Source organism: Paracoccus mutanolyticus (assembly GCF_003285265.1).
Lineage (GTDB): Bacteria > Pseudomonadota > Alphaproteobacteria > Rhodobacterales > Rhodobacteraceae > Paracoccus > Paracoccus yeei.
Genome location: NZ_CP030239.1, coordinates 2,198,747 through 2,219,418, shown reverse-complemented (window position 1 = coordinate 2,219,418; position 20,672 = coordinate 2,198,747). Strand labels below are relative to the sequence as shown.

Sequence of the window (20,672 nt, the reverse complement as noted above, 5' to 3'; positions counted from 1 at the left end):
AGAGCGAAGCCGACAGGAGACCATCCATGACCACCACCCGCTTTGCCCCCTCGCCCACCGGCCACATCCATGTCGGCAACCTGCGCACGGCGCTGATGAACTATCTGATCGCGCGCAAGGCGGGCGGTACCTTCATCCTGCGCCTCGACGATACGGACCGCGAGCGGTCCAAGCAGGAATATGCGGACGGCATCCAGCGCGACCTGGAATGGCTGGGCCTGACCTGGGACCGGATCGAACGCCAGTCGGACCGGCTGGACCGCTATGCCGAGGCGGCCGAGGGGCTGCGTGCCGCCGGCCGGCTTTACGAGGTGTTCGAGACCCCGACCGAGCTGGACCTGAAGCGCAGAGCAGCTGAACATGGGCAAGCGCCGGTCTATGACCGCGCCGGGCTGAACCTGTCGGACGAGGACAAGGCGCGTCTGCGGGCCGAGGGCCGGGACGGCTATTGGCGCTTCCTGCTGGATCAGGAGCGGATCGAGTGGCCGGACGGCATCCTGGGCGACATTTCCATCGACGCGGCGTCCGTGTCCGACCCCGTTCTGATCCGCGCCGACGGGCAGGTGCTTTATACCTTCGCGTCTTCTGTCGATGACGCCGACATGGGCGTCACCCATATCGTGCGCGGCGCCGACCATGTGACGAACACCGCGACGCAGATCCAGATCATCCGCGCGCTTGGCGCCACGCCGCCGGCCTTCGCCCATCACAGCCTTCTGACCGGCGCACAGGGCGAGGAACTGTCCAAGCGCCTGGGCGTGCTGGCGATCAAGGACCTGCGCGAGTCGGGGGTGGCGCCCGAGGCGCTGCTGTCGCTGATGGCGCGGCTGGGCTCCTCGCAGCCGGTCGAGCTGAAGATGTCGCTGGACGAGCTGGCTGCCGGCTTCGAGCTGTCGCAGTTCGGCGCCTCGCCCACCAAGTTCGACGCCGAGGACCTGTGGCCGCTGACGCGCGAGGCGAACCAGTCCCTGCCCTTCGACGCGGTCAAGGACCGCATCGCGGCCCTGGACGTGCCTGCGGACCTGGCCGAGCGCTTCTGGCGGGTGGCGTCGCAGAACATCACCCGGCTCGACGACCTTGCGGGCTGGTGGCAGATCTTTTCGCAGGGGGCCGAACCGCAGATCGACCCCGAGGATGCCGATTTCATCGCCCAGGCGATGACCCTGCTGCCGCCCCCGCCCTATAGCGACGCGACCTGGGGGGAATTCACCAATGCGGTCAAGCAGGCCACCGGCCGCAAGGGCAAGGCGCTGTTCATGCCGCTGCGCAAGGCGCTGACCGGCCAGGCGCATGGTCCGACATGTCCGACGTCATGCCGCTGCTGCAGGTGGTCCGCGCACGGGGCTGACCGCACGGCCTTGCCAGCGCCGCATCGCCGGGGCCGTCTGCATCCAGACCATGCAGGAGACCCGTCTGCAGGACCCGCACCGCAGCGCCGCCGCAGCCGCGCGCTGGCTTGGCCGCGACATCGACACCCTGGCCGAGACGGAACGGCGCGTGCTGGACCGGCTCGGCAGCCGCCGGCCGATCAGTCGAGACGTCGGCGCCGAGGACGGCGGCGACCACGACCTTGGCGCCCGCATGGCCGACCGCGTGGCCAGCTTTGGCGGGTCCTGGACCTTCATCGCCCTGTTTGCTCTGTTTCTGGCCGTCTGGTGCGCGCTGAACCTGACGATGGGGCGGCACGCCCTGGACCCCTATCCGTTCATCTTCCTGAACCTGATGCTGTCGATGCTGGCCGCGCTTCCGGCCCCCTTCGTCCTGATCAACCAGAACCGGCAGGCCGAGGCCGCCGCGCCGCCGCGCATGACTACGAGGTGAACCTGAAGGCCGAGCTTGAAATCATGGCGCTGCACGAAAAGCTGGACCAGCTTCGCACCGATCAGCTTGCCCGCCTGATCGCACAGCAGCAAGAGCAACTGGACATGCTGGCCGAGACGCTGCGCCGATTGCAGCACCGGACCTGATGCGCGGCTGAGAAAGGTGAAAAAGCGTAGCAGACCCCCTTGACGCCTCCCGCGCCTCGCCGTAGTTACCCCGCACCCGTGGCGGAGTAGCTCAGCTGGTTAGAGCAGAGGAATCATAATCCTTGTGTCGGGGGTTCAAATCCCTCCTCCGCTACCATTTTCCTTCCTTGGTGTTATCAGACAAATTGCCACCGGCGGGAACCTGCCGATAATCGGCGGATTTTGTTGTATTTTATGATTGAGGCTGCGCAAGAACCTGCCGGAATCCGGGATTTTAAGCATAAACACGCCAGTTTTGCTCCCTGGGCCGGGAACCCGTTAAGTGTAATTTAACACCGCTCGTCTTAGACAAATGCCACCCGCGAAGGCGGGATGTGTATTGGAGACGACATGCCTACAGAACGTAATGACAGCATCACCATTGCCGCGCGGCTCGTGACCTGGGGTCTTGGTGGGGCGGACGAATTCCACTACAGCGGCGGTTCGGCCACCATCCACGGCGGCGACACGGGCGAAGCCTATGACACCAACGTCTATGGCGCCAAGACAGGCGGCGACCGCCTGTTCATCGAAAGCAATGCCGGGACCCGCATCCACCTGACCTCGACCGAGGACGGGACCGTGATGCGCGGCAACGAAACCCTGACCTTCACCGGAATCGAGCGTCTGGTTCTGGGCAATGGCAACGACATCGTGCGCGCCGGCCAGGCGACGCTGGACCGCTATGGCCTCTCGATCTGGACCGGCGGCGGCAACGATCAGGTCAACGGCACGCGCGCGGGCGATTTCATCGACCCCGGCGAAGGCAACGACCGCGTCTGGGCCGGTGCGGGCGAAGACTTCATCACGGGTCGCGCGGCAACGACACCATCTTCGGCGGCGCCGGCAACGACAACATCCGCTGGGGTCAGGGCACGGCCGAAGGCAACTCGGGCACCAAGGGCCTGGCCTATGGCAACGACGTGCTGAACGGCGGCACGGGCTCGGACGTGGTGAACCTTTGGGCGCACGACTGGGACGGGACGGGCGTTTCGGTCAAGATGACCTCGGCCGTGAACGGCACCGCCACGATCGACTTCACCGGCACCACCGAAACGGCCCGCTTCAGTTCGTTCGAAACCGTCTGGACCCATGAAGGCCGGGACACGATCGACGGCTCGGGTGCGGACATCGGCCTGAACGCGGCCGGTTTCCATGCCGGCACGCGCTGGGGCAACGACGTGCTGATCGGTTCGGCGGGGCGCGACACCCTTGAAGGGGGCGAAGGCCGCGACACGATCACCGGCGGGCGGGGCAACGACCTGATCTCGGCCAATGGCGACTTCTTTCCGCGCGACGCGGCGCGGCGATGCCGACACGCTGATTTTCCGCGCGGGCCACGGTGCCGACACGGTGCTGGGCTTCGACGTCGGCATCGACCGGCTGGACCTGGGCGGGCGCCACTATTCCGTCTCTGAAAACGGCCAGGGCACGCTGCTGAACTTTGGCGGCGGCGATACCATCCTGCTGTCGCACGTCTTCGACTTCTGAGCCAGCAAAGGGGAGGCCGTGCGACGTGCACGGTCTCCCCTGCCAGCACACATCAGCCGCCAGGTCCAGGCGTCTGGACTCGTGGACGCCGGCACCCGCAGTCATCCGCCAAGGCCGCCACACGCCGGGACGACCAGATCCCCCGCCGGGGAATGCTTGGTCCATGCCCCAGGTCTTACGGTAACGCCCGTCCTGCCGAGAGCCCTTGCCCTCGTGTGGCCCTGCCTTGCGTCCTCGGGGCAAGAACAGGCGCTCCCATCACGCCGACAGCACGACCCCCGCGCCGGCCAGCCAGGCAAAGCCGTTCGGAGGCAGCGACAGGACCGAGCCCGCGATCCTGCCGGACCCCGGCCCGATCAGGCTGGGCTTGCCCTTGACCCGCAGCGAGGCAGGTTCCTTGGACAGGTTGAAGACGCAGGTGATCTCGGACCCGTCGAGCATCCGGCGAAAGGCCAGGATGGGCTCGGGCAGGTCCAGGAACGCCACATCCCCCCAGCGCAGCGCGGGCTGTCCCTTGCGGAAGGCCAGCGTCGCGCGATAGGCGGCCAGCACGCCGTCGTTGCCTTGGGCGTCCAGCGCCCGGGCGGCCTGCTCGGGCTTGACGGGCAACCAGGGCGCGCCCGACGAAAAGCCGGCGTTCGCGGCGGCCGCCTCCCAGACCATGGGAGTGCGGCAGCCGTCGCGGCCCTTGATCTCGGGCCAGAAGCGCAGCGCAGGCGGGTCGGTCAGTTCCTCATAGACCAGCTCCGTCTGGGTCTGGCCCAGTTCCTCGCCCTGATCAGGCAGACAGTGCCGGGAAAGGACGCAAGCATGGCGATGGCCTGGCGCGCCAGCGCCTCGGGGCTTTTGGCATGGGGCGCCCAGCGGGTGACATGGCGCATCACGTCGTGGTTGGAAAAGCTCCAGCAACTGTGGCCGTGCGGCGCGCCTTCGCGCACGCCCTCGATCACCTTGCGGAAATGGCCGGCGGTGAAGTCGGGGCTGAGCATCTCGAAGGAATAGCACATGTGCAGCCGGTCGGCGCCTTCGGTATAGGCGGCCATGATGTTGATCGCGGACTGCCCGCCGTCGCCGACCTCGCCCACCATCATGCGGCCGTCGAATTCGTCCGTCTGGGCCCGCAGCCGCCGCAGGAACGCCAGGTTTTCCGGCTGGTTCTTGGAAAACAGCGGGATCTGGAAGCCATAGGTGTCCGGCGCCGTATGGTCGGGGTTGAAGGGATTGTCGCGCAGGTGGCGGTCGTGGAAGTAATAGTTCACCGTATCCAGCCGGAACCCGTCCACCCCGCGCTCCAGCCAGAAGCGCATGGCGGCCAGCAGCGCGTCCTGCACCTCGGGGTTCCACAGGTTCAGGTCGGGCTGCTCGATCAGGAAGTTGTGCAGGTAATACTGGCGCCGCCGCGGCTCCCATTCCCAGGCCGGGCCGCCGAAGACCGACGGCCAGTTGTTCGGCGGCGTGCCGTCGGGCTTGGGATCGGCCCAGACATACCAGTCGGCGCGCGGGTTGGTGCGGTCGCGCCGGCTTTCGACGAACCACGGGTGCTTGTCGCTGGAGTGGCTGATGACCTGGTCGATGATGACCTTCAGCCCCAGTTCGTGGGCCCGCGCGACCAGCGCGTCGAAATCGGCCAGGGTGCCGAACAGCGGGTCGATGTCGGTATAGTCCGACACGTCATAGCCCATGTCCTTCATCGGCGAGGTGAAGATCGGCGACAGCCAGATCGCATCCGCCCCCAGCCCGGCCACATGATCCAGCCGTTGCGTGATGCCGGGCAGGTCCCCGATACCGTCGCCGTTGCTGTCCTGAAAGCTTCGCGGATAGATCTGATAGATCACCGCGTCGCGCCACCACTCCTGCATGCCGATCCCCTTTGCGCCGGATTCGGGTTCACTGAACCACGCCCGATCCTGAACCGCAAAGGCCGGTAAAACGTTGCACCGGAGATTGTCTGAAACTGCACCTGCGCTAGAGTGATGGAAACGGCACGAGGAGCCCCGCCTTGCAACTGAAGGACAGCGACCGGGCCGCACTGCAATCGGGGTGCTGCGACCGACCCTTCCAGATCCTGGGCCCCCATGATCGTGGCGACAGCCGGTGGCTGACGGTGTTCCACCCCGACCTGGCGGCCCTCTGGGCCGTGACGGACGGGGCCGAGACGCCCCTGCCCCGGCTGGGCGGCGACCTGTTCGGCGGCCCGATCCCGCCCGGGGACTATGTGCTGAAGGCACGGGCAGGCAGCGGACGCGAATGGCAGTTCCAGGACCCCTATCGATTCGGCCCGGTCCTGGGCGACATCGACCTGCACCTGATCGGCGAAGGCACGCACCGCCGCCTGTGGGACGCCTTGGGGGCGCATGTGACGACCCATCAGGGCGTTCCGGGAACGCATTTCGCTGTCTGGGCGCCGAATGCCCGGCGCGTTTCGGTCGTGGGGGACTTCAACCGCTGGGACGGGCGCATGCATCCGATGCGCCGTCTGGGCGGCAGTGGCGTGTGGGAGATCTTTCTGCCCGACCTGGCCGAGGGCGCGCTTTACAAATACGAGATCCTGGATGCGCAGGGCGACGTGATCCTCAAGGCCGATCCGGTCGGGTTCGGCAGCCAGCACCCGCCGCAAAAGGCCAGCGTGGTGCGCGACATCCGCGGTTACGGCTGGCATGACGGCGACTGGATCGAGCGCCGTGCCGCCGCGCAGGACCGCCGCGCCCCGGTGTCCATCTACGAGGTGCACCTGGGCAGCTGGCGGCGGCGGCTGGACCAGGACGGGCGCTTCCTGTCCTACAAGGAACTGGCCCGCGACCTGATCCCCTATGTCCGCGACCTGGGATTCACCCATATCGAGCTGATGCCGGTCAGCGAGTTTCCCTTTGATGGGTCCTGGGGCTACCAGCCGGTCGGGCTTTACGCGCCCACCATCCGCTTCGGTCCCCCGCATGAATTCCGCGACCTGGTCGATGCGGCGCACCGGGCGGGCCTGGGGGTGATCCTGGACTGGGTGCCGGGGCATTTCCCGACCGACGCGCATGGGCTCGCGCGGTTCGACGGCACCGCGCTTTACGAACATGCCGACCCGCGCGAGGGCTTCCACCAGGACTGGAACACCTTGATCTACAACTACGGCCGGACCGAGGTGCAGAACTTCCTGATCGCCAATGCGCTGTACTGGTTCAAGGAATACCACATCGACGGACTGCGGGTGGATGCGGTGGCGTCGATGCTGTATCGCGACTATTCGCGCCGGGCCGGCGAATGGGTGCCCAACAAGGACGGCGGCCGCGAGAACTACGAGGCGATCGCCTTTCTGCAGCAGATGAACGTCGCCACCTATGGCGAGGTGCCCGGCATCATGACCGTGGCCGAGGAAAGCACCAGCTTTCCCAAGGTCTCGGCCCCCGTCGATACCGGAGGCCTGGGCTTTGGCTACAAGTGGAACATGGGCTGGATGAACGACACGCTGCGCTACATGGCGCGCGAGCCCATTTACCGCAAATACCACCACGACCTGATGACCTTCGGCATGGTCTATGCGTTTTCAGAGAATTTCATCCTGCCGATCAGCCATGACGAGGTGGTCCACGGCAAGGGCAGCATGCTGCGCAAGATGCCCGGCGACGCCTGGCAGCAATTCGCGAACCTGCGCGCCTATTACGGTTTCATGTGGTGCCATCCCGGCAAGAAGCTCATCTTCATGGGCTGCGAATTCGGCCAGCCCGAGGAATGGAACCACAATGGCGAGCTGAACTGGCAGGCGGCCGAAAAGCCGCTGAACCGTGGCCTCAGCGACCTGGTGCGCGACCTGAACCGGCTTTACCGCGAAACGCCCGCGCTGCACGTCGGGGACGCCGACCCCGAGGGCTTTGCCTGGCTTCGGAACGATCCCGACCAGTCGATCCTGGCCTGGCTGCGCCTGGGGGACACGGGCGATGCCCCGGCCGCGGTCATCTGCAACATGACCCCGGTGCCGCGCCACGGCTTTCGCATCGGCCTGCCCCGCACGGGTCATTGGCGCGAGGCCATCAACACCGACGCCAGCGTTTACGGCGGCAGCGGCCAGGGCAACCTGGGCGGTGTCGAGGCAAAGGGCGGACCGCTCGACGGGCAGCCCGCCTCGGCCGCGCTGACCCTGCCGCCGCTGTCGGTCGTGGTGCTGGTGGCCGGGGAAACAGGGTGATCCGGGTTCAAGGGAGGGTCTTTCAATGGTGGAACAACGACGCCTGACGCGCAGGGCCATGGCCTTCGTGCTGGCCGGGGGGCGCGGCTCGCGCCTGCGCGAACTGACCGATCGGCGGGTCAAGCCTGCCGTCTATTTCGGCGGCAAGACGCGGATCATCGACTTCGCGCTGTCGAACGCGATGAACTCGGGCATCCGCAAGATCGCGGTCGCCACGCAATACAAGGCCCACAGCCTGATCCGGCACGTCCAGCGGGGCTGGAACTTCTTTCGCCCGGAACGCAACGAATTTCTGGACATCCTGCCCGCCAGTCAGCGCATGTCCGAGGAACACTGGTATCGCGGCACCGCCGACGCCGTGACCCAGAACATCGACATCGTCGACAGCTATGACGTGGATTACATCGTCATCCTGGCGGGCGATCACATCTACAAGATGGATTACGAAATCATGCTGCGCGAGCATGTCGAAAGCGGCGCGGACGTGACCGTCGGCTGCCTGACTGTCCCCCGGCTCGAGGCGACGGCCTTTGGCGTGATGGCCGTGGACGATACCGGGCGCATCACCTCGTTCCTGGAAAAGCCGGCCGATCCGCCCGCCATGCCGGGCGATCCCGACCATGCGCTGGCCTCGATGGGGATCTATGTCTTCAACTGGGCGTATCTGCGCGACCTGTTGCTACAGGACGCCCAGGACCCGAACTCCAGCCACGATTTCGGCAACGACCTGATCCCGGACATCGTCAGGAACGGCAAGGCGATGGCGCACCGCTTCGACATCTCCTGCGTGCGCGCCGAGGGCGGCCCCGCCTATTGGAAGGACGTGGGCACGGTCGACGCCTTCTGGCAGGCCAACATCGACCTGACCGACTTTACCCCCGACCTGAACCTGTGGGACCACGACTGGCCGATCTGGACCAATGCGGTGATGACGCCCCCCGCCAAGTTCATCCATGACGAAAAGGGCCGGCGCGGGGTGGCGATCTCGTCCATGGTGTCGGGGGGCTGCATCGTCTCGGGGACCGAGATCCGCAATTCGCTGTTGTTCACGCAGGTCCACACCAACAGCTATGCGGTGCTGGATCACGCGGTGGTGCTGCCCTATGTGACGGTCCACCGCAGCGCGCACCTGCGCAACGTGGTGATCGACCGCGGCGTCGTCATTCCCGAAGGCCTGGTCGTGGGCGAGGACCCGGCCGAAGACGCCAAGTGGTTCCGCGTCACGGAACGCGGCATCGTGCTGATCACCCAGGACATGCTGGACCGGCGCGCCGCAGAGTTGTAACCGGCGGCGCATCGCCGTTTACCGTGAATTCATCTTTCTGCGCTTTGCTCTGACGCGTCGGGTCGCTGTTTCAACAAAGGGGTTTCTCATGACGCAGGTTCTTTCGGTCGCCTCGGAATGCGCACCCCTGATCAAGACGGGGGGGCTTGCCGATGTGGCAGGCGCCCTGCCCGCGGCGCTGGCGGCCGAAGGCGTGCGGATGCGCACGCTGCTGCCCGGATATCCGGCGGTGATGACCGCCCTGTCCGGGGCCGAGCCGGTGGCCGATTTCGACGACCTGTTCGGGGAACCGGGACGGTTGCTGGCGGGTACGGCGGCGGGCCTCGACCTGCTGGCGATCGAGGCGCCGCACCTTTACGACCGGGCCGGCGGGCCCTATCTGGCGCCCAGCGGCCAGGACTGGCCCGACAATCCCGAACGCTTCGCCGCGCTGTCCTGGGTCGCGGCCCATGTGGCGACCCATGGGGCCGGGGACTGGCGGCCCCAGGTCCTGCACGGGCACGACTGGCAGGCCGGGTTCATGACCGAATACCTGTCCTACATGGGCACGCGGGACGTGCGCAGCGTGCTGACCATCCACAACATCGCCTTTCACGGCGCGACCGGCCCCGAGCGCATCCCGTCGCTGCGGCTGGACCCCTGGCGCTTTCACCCGGGCGGATACGAGTTCTGGGGCCAGGTCTCGGCGCTCAAGGCGGGGCTTGTCGGCGCGGACGTGCTGACCACCGTCTCGCCGCGCTACGCCGAGGAGCTGATGACGCCCGAATTCGGCATGGGCATGGACGGGATGATGCGCGCCCGCCGGGGCAGCCTGACGGGCATCCTGAACGGCATCGACGCCCAGGCCTGGGATCCGGCCGCCGACCCGCTGATCCAGCCCTATGCGCAGCCCCAGGGCAAGCGCGCGAACAAGGCCGCGCTGCGGGACGAACTGGACCTGCCCCCGGCCGAAGGCCCGCTGTGCATCATCGTCTCGCGCATGACGCATCAGAAGGGGCTGGACCTCGTGCTCGACGCGTTGCCGGTGCTTCTGGAACGGGGCGGGCAGCTGGCGCTGCTGGGCTCGGGCGAGCGCTGGCTCGAGGATGCGTTCCGCGACCTGGCCTGGCAGCAGCCCAACGTCGCCGTCCGCATCGGCTATGACGAGGCGCTGTCGCACCGGATGATGGCGGGCGCCGACGCGATCCTGGTCCCCTCGCGGTTCGAACCCTGCGGCCTGACCCAGCTTTACGGGCTGCGCTATGGCACCGTGCCGCTGGTCGCGCTGACCGGGGGGCTGGCCGACACGGTCATCAACGCCTCGCCCGCCGCCCTGGCGCGCGGCGTGGCAACCGGGCTGCAATTTGCCCCGGTGACGGCAGAGGCGCTGCGCAATGCGCTGGCCAACCTGTGCAGGCTTTACAGCCAGCCCAGGGTGTGGTCCCGGATTCAGCGCAACGCCATGGCGCAACCCGTCGGCTGGGACCAGTCGGCCGCGGCCTACGCCCGGCTTTACGACAGGCTGATCGCCCCCGAATGAACCGCAGCCCCACCATCACCGCAGGCCATCCGGCGCCGCTTGGCGCCAGCTTCGATGGCGCGGGGGTCAATTTCGCGCTGTTTTCCCAGCATGGCAGCCGCGTCCAGCTGTGCCTGTTCGACGCGCCGGCAGGGAACCCGGCTGGACCTGCCCGAACGCGACGGCCATGTCTGGCACGGCTATATCCCCGGGCTGCGTCCGGGGCAGAAATACGGCTATCGCGTGGATGGGCCCTATGTGCCCGCGCAGGGGCACCGCTTCAACCCCAACAAGCTGCTGATCGACCCCTATGCCAAGCGCCTGACGGGCAGCCCGGTCCAGCACGACGCGCTGCTGGGCTATCGCGCCCGCGACCCGGCCGCCGATCTCAGCTTCGATCCGCGCGACAGCGCGCCGTTCGTGCCGCGTTCGGTGGTGGTCGATCCAGCGTTTTCCTGGGGTGCGGACGCGCCCCTGCGCCACCCGATGATCGACACCGTGATCTATGAGGCGCATGTCAAGGGCATGACCGCCGCCCGCAGCGACATCCCCGACGCCGGCACCTTTCTGGCGCTCGCCTCGGACCCGATCCTGGATCACCTGAACCGGCTGGGCATCACCGCGATCGAGCTGTTGCCCGTCCACGCCTTTGCCGACGACGCTTTCCTGGTCGAACGGCGGCTGCGCAACTATTGGGGCTATATGTCCTATGGCTTTTTCGCGCCCGAGCCGCGCTATCTGCGCGACGGCGACATCGCCGAGTTCCAGCAGATGGTCTCGCGCTTTCACCGCGCCGGGATCGAGGTGATCCTGGACGTGGTCTACAACCACACCGCCGAAGGGAACGAGCTTGGCCCCACGCTGTGCTTTCGCGGTCTCGACAACGCCGCCTATTACCGCCTGCAGGACGACCGGCGGTTCTACGTCAACGACGCGGGCACCGGCAATGTGCTGAACCTGGACAGTCCCTTCACCCTGCGGCTGGTCATGGACAGCCTGCGCTACTGGGTCGAGGTGATGCATGTCGACGGGTTCCGCTTCGACCTGTGCTCGGCGCTCGGGCGGTCGCGCGGCGTGTTCGACGCGACGGGTCGTTCTTCGAGCGCTCCGGCAGGACCCGGTGCTGAACGGCATCAAGCTGATCGCCGAGCCCTGGGACCTGGGCCCGGCGGGCTATCAGCTGGGCGCCTATCCCGCCCCTTCGCCGAATGGAACGACCATTTCCGCGACCAGGTGCGGGGCTTCTGGCGGGGCGACCCAGGACTGGTCGGCATGATGCCAAGCGTATCGCGGGCTCGGCCGCGCGCTTCGATCACGACGGGCGGGCGGCGACCAGTTCGGTCAACTTCATCTCGGCCCATGACGGCTTCACGCTGATGGATACGGTCAGCTACAGCCGCAAGCACAATGACGCCAACCTTGAGGGCAACCGGGACGGCCACGACCACAACCTGTCCGACAATTGCGGGGTCGAGGGTCCGACCGAGGACCCGGCGATCCTGGCCCGCCGCGCGCGCCGCCGCCGCAACCTGATGGCCACGATGCTTCTGTCCCAGGGCACGCCGATGATCCTTGCGGGGGACGAGCTGGGCAATTCCCAGGGCGGCAACAACAACGCCTATTGCCAGGACAACCCATCTGCTGGATCGACTGGGACGCGGCAGACGCCGGGTTCCCGGATTTCTGTCGCCGGCTGATCGTCTTTCGCAAGGCCCATCCGATCCTGCGGCAGAAACGCTTCCTGCACAGCCAGCCGCGCGAACAGGACGGCATCCCCGACCTGTTCTGGCGCCGCGCCGACGGCCAGGCCATGCAGGAGCGCGACTGGACCGACCCCCAACTGCGCCTGGTCGCGGCCGAGATGCGCATGGCCTCGGGGACGCCCGCCTATGCCGCGCTGCGCGGCGCCGTGTTTCTGGTCCTGAACGCCGGCCCCGAAACCCGCGTGCACCTGCCCGCCACGGCCACCCGCGGCGCCTGGCGGCGCCAGTTCGACACCAGCCAGGACGGCGTGCTGGACCGCGCCGCAACCCGCATCGAAACCATTCCCCCGGAAAGCGTGGTGGTCTTTGTCCTGTCCGAAAGCTGATCCCCCCATCCGTCGCCCGCCCCGCCCGATCGCTGGGCAGGAGAGCGAAAATCCGGGCAGGCGCCGGGCTCCGCCCCGCCGCCCGGGGCCGCCAGCCATGCCCCGCCTTTCCAAGCCTGCCAAATCCCGGCACCACCGGGAATGACGAAACCGCGCCCCTCCGCCCCGCCCCCATCCTCAGAGTTCCAGCCATGATGACCTCAGACCCGACCCCGCTGCCTTCGGCGCAGATGCTGACCGACCAGATCCTGCACCACCTGACCCACACCCAGGGCCGCGGCCCGGAATTCGCCACCATCTTCGACTGGCGCCTGGCGGTCAGCTATACGATCCGCGACCTGATCGTGACGCCTTGGGTGGCGGGGCACCGCGCCTCGCGCGATCAAAAGGCCAAGCGGGTCTATTACCTGTCGATGGAGTTCCTGATCGGCCGCATCCTGGGCGACGCGATCATCAATCTGGGCCTCGACCGCCAGATGGACGAGGCGTTGGCGTCCCTCGGGCTCGACAAGCAGGCGATCCTCGAGGACGAGCCCGATGCCGCCCTGGGGAACGGGGGGCTTGGGCGGCTGGCGGCCTGTTTCATGGAATCGCTCTCAAGCCTCGGAGTGCCGGCCTATGGCTACGGCATCCGCTATGAGCACGGGCTGTTTTCGCAGCGCTTCGAGGGCGGCCAGCAGGTCGAGGCGCCCGAGGACTGGCTGAACCAGCCCCACCCCTGGGAATTCGTGCGCATCGACTACAGCTATACCATCGGCTTCAAGGGCCATGTCGAAACGGTCGACGGCCAAAGCCTGTGGCGCCCGGGCGAAAGCGTGATCGCGCGGGCCTATGACACGCCGGTGATCGGCTGGAAGGGCGAATGGGCGAACACGCTGCGGCTGTGGGGGGCGCAGCCCACGCATCTGTTCGACCTGCACCGCTTCAACGCGGGCGACCACACCGAGGCCGCCAAGCCCGAGGCGCTGGCCCGCACCCTGTCGCGCGTCCTTTACCCCGACGACACCACCGAAAGCGGCAAGGAGCTGCGGCTGAAGCAGGAATATTTCCTGACCTCGGCCGCGCTTCAAGACATCCTGCGCCGCTTTGTCGCCGAACACGGAGAGGATCTGGCCAGCCTGCCCGACAAGGTGGCGATCCAGTTGAACGACACCCACCCCGCCATCGCCGGGCCGGAACTGATCCGGCTTTTGATGGACGAACACGGCTTCGGCTTTCCCGAGGCGCTGGCCCTGGCGCGGCGGACGCTGAACTATACCAACCACACCCTGCTGCCCGAGGCGCTGGAGCGCTGGTCGACCTGGCTGATGGGCCATGTGCTGCCGCGCCACCTGCAGATCATCGAGATGATCGACGCCGAGCATCGCGCCAACACGGCGCGCCCCTCGCATGTCGGCATCGTCCAGAACGACCAGGTGCTGATGGGCGAACTGGCCTTCATCATGGCGGGCAAGGTGAACGGCGTCTCGGCGCTGCACACGGACCTGGTGCGCTCGACCGTCTTTGCCGACCTGCACCGCCTGCACCCCGAGCGGATCGTGAACGAGACCAACGGCGTCACCCCCCGCCGCTGGCTGCGGCTGGCGAACCCGCCGCTGGCGGGGCTGCTGGACCAGACCATCGGCACCGGCTGGACGGGCGATCTGGACCAGCTGGCGATGCTGGCGCCCTATGCCACGGACGCGGGCTTTCGCGACAAGCTGCGCGCCGCCAAGCGCCAGAACAAGGTGGCGCTGTCGAACGGGCTGCTGGCGCGCCTGGGCATCAAGGCCGACCCGGATGCGATCTTCGACGTGCAGGTCAAGCGGATGCACGAATACAAGCGCCAGCTTCTGAACATCCTGGAGGCCATCGCGCTGTGGCACCGCATCCATGAGGAACCGAACGGCGACTGGATGCCCCGGCTGAAGATCTTCGGCGGCAAGGCGGCACCGGGCTACTGGATGGCGAAATCGGTCATCCACCTGATCAACGACGTGGCGGCCACGATCAACCAGGACCCAGTGACGGCGAAATACCTGCAGATCGCCTATCCGCCGAACTACAACGTCTCGATGGCGGAAAAGCTGATCCCGGCGGCGGACCTGTCCGAACAGATCTCGACCGCGGGGAAAGAGGCCTCGGGCACCGGCAACATGAAGTTCACGATGAACGGGGCGCTGACCATCGGCACGCTCGACGGGGCCAATGTGGAAATCCGCGACCTGGTCGGGCCCGAGAACTTCTTCCTGTTCGGCCTGACCGCCGAGGAGGCTGCTGCCGAAAAGGCCCGCCCCGGCCACGGCCGCGCCGCGATCGAGAAAAGCGAGGACATGAAGATCGCCCTGCAGCTGATCGCCGAGGGAAGGTTCGGGCGGCCCGAGCATTACTTCACCCTGCTGGACCGGACCTGGAACGACGACCCGTTCCTGGTGGCTTCGGATTTCGCGATACTTCGCCTGCCAGCGCCGGGTGGACGCCGCCTATCGCGACCGCGAGGACTGGGACCGGATGGCCACGCTGAACATCGCGCGGTCGGGCTATTTCTCATCCGACCGCACGATCCTGGGCTATATCGGGAATCTGGCGGTCGAATCGCTGATCCGCTAGCGGCGGTGCGCCTTTCGGACCGCGGCGCGGGCGTTCGCATGGCTCAGTCCGAGGAGGCATGGAGTCGCTAAGGACCGGCGCGCGCATCCGGCCTGACGGACGCCAGGGGCGCAGGCGCTCGTGCCGGCGGTCGTCAGCCCTGCAGCGCGCGGACCAGCGCGGTGAAATGCTCGCCGCGCTTTTCGAAGTTCGGGTATTGATCGAAGCTGGCAGCGGCGGGCGCCAGCAGGACGGTTTCGCCGGGCTGGGCCTCGGCCGCCGCGCGGGCGACGGCCTGGTCCATCGTTTCCAGCACCTCGTGCGGGGTCTGGCCCAGTTGCAGGGCGAAGTCGCGGCCGGAATGGCCGATCAGATAGGCCTTGACCACCGCGCCGAGGAAGGGGGTCAGCGCCTCGATCCCGCCATCCTTGCCCATGCCGCCGGCGATCCAGCGGATGTTTCTGAACGCCGTCAGCGCCTTGGCGGCTGCGTCCACATTGGTGGCCTTGCTGTCGTTGACCCAGGCAACGCCGTTGATCTCGGCCACGCGCTGGCTGCGGTGCGGCAGGCCCTGGAAGCTGTGGAAGGCGCGCTCGATCTCGCGCGGGGCGATGCCGATGGCGCGGGTCGCGGCATAGGCGGCGCAGGCGTTCTGGTGGTTGTGTTCGCCCGGCAGGCCGGCGATCTCGCGCAGGTCGATCGCGGCGACCTGGCGGCTCTTGCGCCATTCGGCGAGGAAGCCCTTGCGGGCAAAGACCGCCCAGCCGAAACGTTCCAGCTTTTGCCCCGAGGAGATGCGGATCACCCGGTCGTCCGAGGGGCCCATGCCAAGCTGGCCGGCGAGGGAGCGGCCCTCGACCTCGTCGACGCCGATCACGGCGCGGTCGGGGCCGCCCTCGGCGAACAGCCGGCGCTTGGCGGCAAAATAGCCCCCCGGCCCGCCGTGGCGGTCAAGATGGTCGGGCGAGAGGTTCGTGAAGACCGCCACGTCGGGCGTCAGGGCGCGCGCCAGGTCGGTCTGGTAGCTGGACAGTTCCAAGACGATCACCTCGCCGTCATGGGGCGGATCAAGCGACAGGACGCCGGTGCCGATGTTGCCGCCCATCTGTGTGGGCCGGCCGGCTTCCTGCAGGATGTGGTGGATCAGCGCGGTGGTGGTCGACTTGCCGTTCGAGCCGGTGACGGCGATGACGCGCGGCGGGGTGTCGAAGGCGTCCCAGCCCTGGGTGGCGAAGCTGCGAAAGAACAGCCCGATGTCGTTGTCGACCGGCACGCCGATGTCATAGGCGCAGGCGATGACGGGATGCGGTCTGGGGTAAAGGTGCGGGATGCCGGGGCTGGTGATCAGCGCGTCGATGCCGTCCCAGTGCGCCTCGCGGGTCAGGTCGAGGACGGTCATGCCGTCCTGTTCCGCCTGCGCGCGGGTGTCCGCGCCATCGTCCCAGACCACGACCCGAGCGCCCCCGGCGACGAGCGCCGCCACTGTGGCCCGGCCCGAGCGGCCGAGGCCGAGGACGGCGATGGTCTGGTTCTGGACGCCTTGAACCGGGATCATGGTGCTTCCTTGGGTTTGGAAGGCCGGGGGCGCTTCGCCCCCCGGACCCCCCGAGGGTATTTGTCAAACGGTGAAGGATCAGCGCAGCTTGAGCGTCGCGAGCCCGATCAGCGCCAGGATCAGCGCGATAATCCAGAAGCGGATGACGATCTGCGCCTCGCCCCAGCCCTTCTTCTCGAAATGGTGGTGGATGGGTGCCATCAGGAAGACGCGCTTGCCGGTGCGCTTGAAGTAGAGGACCTGGATGATGACCGAAAGCGCCTCGACCACGAAGAGGCCGCCGACGATGGCCAGCACGATTTCATGCTTGGTGACGACGGCGATGGCGCCCAGCGCGCCGCCAAGCGCCAGGCTGCCGGTGTCGCCCATGAAGACCGCCGCCGGGGGGGCGTTGTACCACAGAAAGCCCAGGCCGCCGCCGATCAGCGCCGCGACGAAGACCGCAAGCTCGCCGGTGCCGGGGACGAAGTGGACACCGAGGTAATTCGCGAAATTGGCGTTGCCGACCATATAGGCGATGACGGCAAAGGTGGCGGCGGCGATCATGACCGGCATGATGGCCAGCCCGTCCAGCCCGTCCGTCAGGTTGACCGCATTGGCCGCGCCGAGGATCACCAGGACCGCAAAGGGGACATAGAGGATCGACAGGTTGATCAGCGCGTCCTTGAAGAAGGGCAGCGCCAGCTGGCCCGACAGCGCGTCGGGGTGCAGCCAGGCGGCCGCCGCCCCGGCAAGCGCCGCGATGCAGAGCCCGATCAGCAGCCGCACCCGGCCCGAGAGGCCGGCGTGGTGCTGCTTGGTGACCTTGGCGTAGTCGTCGGCAAAGCCGATGGCGGCAAAGCCCAGCGTGACGAGAAGCACGATCCAGACATAGCCGTTGTCGAGCCGCGCCCAGAGAGTCGTGCCGATGGTCAGCGCGGCCAGGATCAGCAGCCCGCCCATGGTCGGCGTGCCGGCCTTGGAGAAATGGTTCTGCGGCCCGTCGTCGCGGATCGGCTGGCCCTTTTTCTGCTTGCGGCGCAACAGGTCGATCAACGGCCGGCCGAAGAAGAAGCCAAAGATCAGCGCGGTGAAGAAGGCTCCCCCGGCGCGGAAGGTGATGTAGCGGAACAGGTTGAAGAAATCGCCGCCGTCAGAGAGCGACGTGAGCCAGTAGAGCATTAGGCATTCCTTTCGCCAGGCGCCGTGCTTTGGCCCGTCCGCCGCAGCGCGTCAACCACGGTCGAGACGCGCGATCCCTTGGAGCCTTTCACAAGCACGATATCGCCCGGGGCGACCAGGTCGCCGACCCGGTCCGCAAGCGCGGCGGCGCTGTCGGCGTGGATGCCGCGCCGGCTGGCCGGCAGCGCCTGGTGCAGGGCGCGCATCCGGGGACCGGCGGTGTGGACCAGATCGACCTGGGCCATCGCCGGGTCCTGGGCCATGCCGGCGTGCATCGCGGCCTCGTCCGGGCCGAGTTCCAGCATGTCGCCCAGGATGGCGACGCGGCGCCCGCCGGTCAGCCGCGCGAGCGTCGCAAGACCGGCCGCAAGCGAGGTGGGGTTCGAATTATACGCGTCGTCGATCAGCCGGATGCCGCCCAGATCCTCGACCGCGCCGCGCCCCAGGGGCGGGCGCCAGTCGGACAAGCCGCGCGCCGCCTGGGCCACGTCTGCCCCGGCGGCCGACAGCGCGGCAAGAATCCCGACCGCGTTCATCACGAAATGCGTGCCGGCGGTCGCCAGGGTGAAATCCACCGTCTCGCCCAGCACACGGGCGCGGACGCGGGTGGCGCCGTCGGTCGTCTCGGCGGTGACGGGCCGTGCCATGCCGTGCTGGCCGAAGCCGATGACGATGGCCCCCGCCGCATCGGCGCAGTCGCGCAACAGTTGCTGACGCGCAGGCCTTCGGAAGCTTGGCGAGTGGGCGGTCAGCGAAATAGTCCTCCACCCGCTGCAGCCACAATTCCTGCGTGGCCGAGCTCTTCAGATGGGCGGCGGCCTCCTGGTGATCATGGCTGGCCTGCTTAGCTTTCCAGGCGTGCCTGGGCTAGCTTTCGCAGGACGGGTTCATACCGTCTCGACGATGGCGAAATCGGTGTCGGCTGGCATCCGCGCCAAGGTCAGCGGCACGCCCCAATGATTGTTGTAGCTGGCCTCGGCGGCGTGGATCACGCCCTGCCCAGCCAGCGCGATGCGGGCCATTTCCTTGGTCGAGGTCTTGCCGACCGAGCCGGTGATGGCGATGACGCGGCCCCGCATGCGGGCGCGGCCGGCGCGACCCAGCGCCTCCAGCGCAGCCAGAACGTCGGGGACGACCAGCAGGGGCGCGTCGGGGGCGACACCCTCGGGGATGCGGCTGACCAGGGCGGCGCCAGCGCCCTTGTCCAGCGCTTGGGCCACGAAGTCATGCCCGTCGCGGGCCGCCTGCAGGGCGACGAACAGGTCGCCCGGCTGCAGCGTGCGGGTGTCGATGGAAACGCCAGAGACGGCGAAATCGCGGGTCGCCCGCCCGGCCGTGGCCGCGGCGGCGTCAGTCGAGGTCCAAAGCGTCATATCTTGCCATCCAGCGCGGCGACGGCGACCGAGGCTTGCTCCGCGTCGTCAAAGGGATAGACATCGCTGCCGATGATCTGGCCGGTCTCGTGGCCCTTGCCGGCGATCAGCAGCGCGTCGCCTGGCTGCAGGGCATCCACGCCGCGCAGGATCGCCTCGGCCCGGTCGGGCACCTCATGGGCTTCGGGACCGGCGCCGGCCATGATCTCGGCGCGGATCGCGGCCGGGTCCTCGGTCCGGGGGTTGTCGTCGGTGACGTAGACGACATCGGCGAATTGCCGCGCCGCCTCGCCCATCAGGGGGCGCTTCAGCCGGTCGCGGTCGCCGCCTGCGCCAAAGACCACGATGATGCGGCCCATCACATGCGGGCGCAGCGATTGCAGGGCCGAGGCCAGCGCGCCGGGCTTGTGGCTGTAGTCGACGAACACCGCCGCGCCGTTTTCGCGCATGGCGGCCAGCTCCATGCGGCCGCGCACGGTGGTCAGGCCGGGCAGCGCCTCGATCACGCGTTCGGCGGGATCGCCAGCCGCGATGGCCAGGCCGGCCGCCGCCAGCACGTTTTCCACCTGGAAGCCGCCGATCAGCGCCAGCCGGACCAGATGCGCCTGGCCCTGCCAGGAAAACCGCAGATCCTGGCCCGTCGCGTCGTAGCGCTGGCCCAGGATGCGCAGGTCGGCGCCCTCGGCCTTGCCGATGGTGGTCAGCACCAGGCCGCGGTCGCGGGCGATGCGCGCCATCTCGCGGCCGCGCGGGTCGTCGATGTTGATGACGGCGGCCGCGCCTTCGTCCAGGACATGGTTGAACAACAGCGCCTTGGCCGCGAAATAGGCGTCGAAATCCTTGTGATAGTCCAGGTGGTCCTGGCTGAAGTTCGTGAACGCCCCGGCCTTCAGCCGCACCCCGTCCAGCCGGCGCTGGTCCAGCCCGTGCGAACTTGCCTCCATTGCCGCATGGGTGACGCCGGCGCTTGCCGCCTCGGCCAGGATGCGGTGCAGGGTCAGGGGGTCGGGCGTGGTATGGGCCAGCTTCGCCTGATAGTCGCCCTGAACGCCCATGGTGCCCAGGCTGATTGCCTTGTGCCCCAGCGCCTGCCAGATCTGGCGGGTGAAGCTGGCGACCGAAGTCTTGCCCGACGTGCCCGTGACGCCGACCATCACCTCGGGCTGGCCGGCAAACCAGAGGGCCGCGGCGCCGGAAAGCGCCGCGCGCGGGCCTCGGCCACCACCAGCGCCGCGTCGGAGCCGGCCAGGACGCCGGCCGCGATCTCGGCCCCCTGGCGGTCGGTCAGCACCGCCGCCGCGCCCTGACGCAGGGCATACTGGATGAATTCGCCGCCATGCGCGACCGATCCGGGCAGCGCCGCGAACAGATGGCCCGGCCGGACTTGCCGCGAGTCGGTGGCTACTCCCGTCACCTCGGGGTCGCGCCCCTTGTCCCCCCTTAGCCCCAGAAGGGACAGCCGCATCGCCCTGTCA

General features: G+C 67.8%; 10 protein-coding genes, 1 tRNA gene and 6 pseudogenes. 12 read left to right on the top strand and 5 right to left on the bottom strand.

Annotated elements, in window-relative coordinates; translation table 11 throughout:
* The first annotated feature begins 26 nt into the window (after positions 1 to 26).
* The 7 genes and pseudogenes from gltX (at position 27) to DPM13_RS20870 (ending at position 3,497) form a co-directional block, all read left to right on the top strand.
* Positions 27 to 1,348 (top strand): annotated as a pseudogene (gltX, locus tag DPM13_RS11950) (glutamate--tRNA ligase).
* Positions 1,349 to 1,398: 50 nt separating this feature from the next.
* Complete coding sequence (locus tag DPM13_RS25125) at positions 1,399 to 1,821, top strand: DUF1003 domain-containing protein (protein WP_262983118.1); 423 nt, start codon at positions 1,399 to 1,401, stop codon at positions 1,819 to 1,821.
* A complete protein-coding gene (locus DPM13_RS23240; RefSeq protein WP_223251980.1) occupies positions 1,818 to 1,967 on the top strand; it encodes a DUF1003 domain-containing protein in 150 nt (49 codons plus the stop codon). The genes DPM13_RS25125 and DPM13_RS23240 overlap by 4 nt, the downstream gene beginning before the upstream one ends.
* 80 nt (positions 1,968 to 2,047) lie before the next feature.
* A tRNA-Met gene (locus DPM13_RS11940) sits at positions 2,048 to 2,124 on the top strand.
* A 233-nt stretch (positions 2,125 to 2,357) separates the two neighbouring features.
* The gene (locus tag DPM13_RS23235; protein WP_223251979.1) at positions 2,358 to 2,936 is read left to right on the top strand and encodes a hypothetical protein; all 579 of its coding nucleotides are present in this window, start codon (positions 2,358 to 2,360) and stop codon (positions 2,934 to 2,936) included.
* Positions 2,837 to 3,424: a hypothetical protein gene (locus DPM13_RS11930; protein ID WP_223252584.1), complete on the top strand. Its 588-nt coding sequence runs from the start codon at positions 2,837 to 2,839 to the stop codon at positions 3,422 to 3,424. The genes DPM13_RS23235 and DPM13_RS11930 overlap by 100 nt, the downstream gene beginning before the upstream one ends.
* Entirely contained in the window at positions 3,360 to 3,497 is a 138-nt protein-coding gene (locus DPM13_RS20870; RefSeq protein WP_189654645.1) for a hypothetical protein, read from the top strand. Before DPM13_RS11930 ends, DPM13_RS20870 begins: the two co-directional genes overlap by 65 nt.
* A 258-nt stretch (positions 3,498 to 3,755) precedes the next feature.
* On the opposite strand, the pseudogene DPM13_RS11925 reads toward DPM13_RS20870, so the two are convergent.
* A pseudogene (locus tag DPM13_RS11925) lies at positions 3,756 to 5,356 on the bottom strand (alpha-glucosidase family protein).
* 140 nt (positions 5,357 to 5,496) lie between these two features.
* Here DPM13_RS11925 and glgB point away from each other — a divergent pair.
* The 5 genes and pseudogenes from glgB (at position 5,497) to DPM13_RS11900 (ending at position 15,129) form a co-directional block, all read left to right on the top strand.
* Positions 5,497 to 7,668, top strand: a complete 2,172-nt coding sequence (glgB, locus tag DPM13_RS11920; protein WP_112888086.1) for a 1,4-alpha-glucan branching protein GlgB — start codon at positions 5,497 to 5,499, stop codon at positions 7,666 to 7,668.
* Between the two features lie 25 nt (positions 7,669 to 7,693).
* Positions 7,694 to 8,953 (top strand): glucose-1-phosphate adenylyltransferase, encoded by a 1,260-nt coding sequence (gene glgC, locus DPM13_RS11915; RefSeq protein ID WP_112888085.1) that lies wholly within the window; start codon positions 7,694 to 7,696, stop codon positions 8,951 to 8,953.
* Between the two features lie 88 nt (positions 8,954 to 9,041).
* Positions 9,042 to 10,472 (top strand): glycogen synthase GlgA, encoded by a 1,431-nt coding sequence (gene glgA, locus DPM13_RS11910; RefSeq protein WP_112888084.1) that lies wholly within the window; start codon positions 9,042 to 9,044, stop codon positions 10,470 to 10,472.
* Positions 10,469 to 12,540: pseudogene (glgX, locus tag DPM13_RS11905) on the top strand (glycogen debranching protein GlgX). Before glgA ends, glgX begins: the two are co-directional and overlap by 4 nt.
* A 191-nt stretch (positions 12,541 to 12,731) precedes the next feature.
* A pseudogene (locus DPM13_RS11900) lies at positions 12,732 to 15,129 on the top strand (glycogen/starch/alpha-glucan phosphorylase).
* A 133-nt stretch (positions 15,130 to 15,262) separates the two neighbouring features.
* Here the strand turns inward: DPM13_RS11900 and murD are convergent.
* From murD to DPM13_RS11880, 4 genes and pseudogenes are all read right to left on the bottom strand, one after another.
* Positions 15,263 to 16,663 (bottom strand): UDP-N-acetylmuramoyl-L-alanine--D-glutamate ligase, encoded by a 1,401-nt coding sequence (gene murD, locus DPM13_RS11895; RefSeq protein WP_112888083.1) that lies wholly within the window; start codon positions 16,661 to 16,663, stop codon positions 15,263 to 15,265.
* Positions 16,664 to 16,741: 78 nt separating this feature from the next.
* On the bottom strand, positions 16,742 to 17,824 hold the full coding sequence (mraY, locus tag DPM13_RS11890; RefSeq protein WP_080621835.1) for a phospho-N-acetylmuramoyl-pentapeptide-transferase: 1,083 nt from the start codon (positions 17,822 to 17,824) through the stop codon (positions 16,742 to 16,744).
* Positions 17,824 to 19,197, bottom strand: a pseudogene (locus tag DPM13_RS27050) (UDP-N-acetylmuramoyl-tripeptide--D-alanyl-D-alanine ligase). Before DPM13_RS27050 ends, mraY begins: the two are co-directional and overlap by 1 nt.
* Positions 19,194 to 20,662 (bottom strand): annotated as a pseudogene (locus DPM13_RS11880) (UDP-N-acetylmuramoyl-L-alanyl-D-glutamate--2,6-diaminopimelate ligase). The pseudogenes DPM13_RS27050 and DPM13_RS11880 overlap by 4 nt, the downstream one beginning before the upstream one ends.
* Between the last annotated feature and the right edge of the window lie 10 nt (positions 20,663 to 20,672).